The 2,076-nt window shown below is 42.5% G+C and carries 2 protein-coding genes; one reads left to right on the top strand and one right to left on the bottom strand.

Translation table 11 applies throughout. From position 1 onward, the window contains the following. Positions 1 to 217: 217 nt before the first annotated feature. Complete coding sequence (locus L1D15_RS21925; protein WP_239877044.1) at positions 218 to 976, bottom strand: Nif3-like dinuclear metal center hexameric protein; 759 nt, start codon at positions 974 to 976, stop codon at positions 218 to 220. 114 nt (positions 977 to 1,090) lie between these two features. Here L1D15_RS21925 and L1D15_RS21920 point away from each other — a divergent pair, with 114 nt between their 5' ends. Beyond that, positions 1,091 to 1,843, top strand: coding sequence for a DUF1853 family protein (locus L1D15_RS21920; protein WP_239877043.1), 753 nt, complete (start codon positions 1,091 to 1,093; stop codon positions 1,841 to 1,843). Positions 1,844 to 2,076 lie beyond the last annotated feature (233 nt).

Below are 2,076 nucleotides of genomic sequence, written 5' to 3'. Positions count from 1 at the left end.
TTGTATGTCATTTCGCCTTTTTCAACTTGGGCAACAACAGCCAATTTAAAGCCCATTGTGTAATCTCGTTGAGAGCGCTTTGGTGTTGTATTGCTTGAAGAGTTCATTGATAAGTCTCCGAAGTGTCAACTTATCTCAGGACGGGACATAGATTCAATATCAAAAGGGCTGACAATGTGTCAGCCCTTTTTGTTTTAGATTGATAATTCACTGTACGTTACACTGGATTGTCAATATCAATAAACTCGACATCCATACCATGCTCTTTGGCTAACCACTCACCCAGCGCTTTTATCCCGTAACGTTCTGTTGCATGATGTCCAGCTGCAAAGTAATGGATATCCATTTCTCTTGCTGTATAAGTCGTTCGTTCAGATACTTCACCTGATATAAATGCATCTAAACCATGCTGAACGGCCAACTCGATAAAGTCCTGCCCTCCTCCCGTGCACCAGCCTACAGTTTCGATCATTTTATCGGTATTTTCTGGTGCAATATGAAGTGGTACACGTTCAAGAACCTGATTTATCTTATTAGCAAACTCAGTACCCGACATGGCCTGTTTAAGCCGCCCAAACATAGCAACAGACTGAGGGTGTCCCTCTAATCCTCCTTCGACTTCAATATCGAGTAGTCGAGCTAATTCTGCGTTATTGCCTAAATCCGGGTGAATGTCCAAGGGTAAATGATAGCCAAATAAGTTAATGTCATTTTTAATCAGGCTTCGAATACGATTTCCTTTCATACCTCGGATAGGTTCAGGTTCACCTTTCCAAAAATAGCCATGATGAACCAGCACTGCATCGGCTTTCATCTCAATCGCTTTATTGATAAGCGCTTGGGATGCTGTGACACCTGTAATTATGAGCTTGACCTCTGATTTCCCCTCAACTTGAAGCCCATTCGGCGCATAATCTTTAATCAAGTGAGGAGAAAGTTTGTCATTGAGGATCTGTTCCAACTGTATGTTTTTCATTTTGACTTCCAGTGACTTCACTATGTGCAAAGTGTATTGTAACTATATAAGGGATGCTAGTTTCAAACCGTTGCGGTTACAATAGCGCTAAGCTTTTGTTTTTAAGGACCAGAGATGAACCAACTTCAACGATTTTATAACTGGATTGCCTCTTCACCATCTCTATTCGTACTAACTCCGCCATTCGAGTCTCTGCAGACTCTGCCAAAAAGCCCTCTAACTGACCTGCATTACCAAGGCAACCCTAGACTCGGTTTTCTCTACCAACATTTATGTACCCAGGTTCTCGTCAACAGTGGCCAATATTCTATCGAGCTAGAAGAAGTTCAACTCCATAGGGAAAACGGCCAGACACTCGGGGCCATCGATCTGATTTTGAAAAATGAAAGCTCGAATCAATTAGAGCACTGGGAAGTGGCAATTAAATTCTATTTATTGCACCAAGGTGTTTGGTACGGCCCTAACGCCCACGACCAGCTGGATAAGAAACTTGATCGTATGCTCTCTCATCAATTAAAAATGAGCAGTTCAACGCAATTTTCATCTCAGTACCCTGAATTAGACAACTTAACTGAGCATCTCCTGCTTCAGGGGCGGCTCTATATTAATCCATTTTCAAGCGAGACCGTTCCCACACAATGCCTAGGCTATGAAATCGACACAACCCAAATATCGGGTTTTTGGTGTTATGAAAGTCAGTGGGAGCTCATTGACGAGCCTCTATACCTACTAGACAAACCTTTCTGGGCAACCGGCAGACAACACTTTGAGCAGCCAATTGACAAACCTGATGGCCGATTTGTTCATGCTCAGACTGAGCAAGGGCAATTTTGGTTTGTGGTCCCAAACAACTGGCCTCACGGATAGTCAATGAAACGCAATTCTCTACACATTAAAAGATCCTAAAAAAGAAAAGGCTGACACTAGGTCAACCTTTCTTTAGCTTAAGTATTGTCCCGTCCTGAGATAAGTTGACACTTCGGAGACTTATCAATGAACTCTTCAAGCAATACAACACCAAAGCGCTCTCAACGAGATTACACAATGGGCTTTAAATTGGCTGTTGTTGCCCAAGTTGAAAAAGGCGAAATGACATACAA

Source organism: Vibrio sp. Isolate25 (assembly GCF_022398025.1).
GTDB lineage: Bacteria > Pseudomonadota > Gammaproteobacteria > Enterobacterales > Vibrionaceae > Vibrio > Vibrio coralliilyticus_A.
Note: the sequence above shows the minus strand (reverse complement) of the source record. Positions and strands in the feature narration are given on the sequence as shown.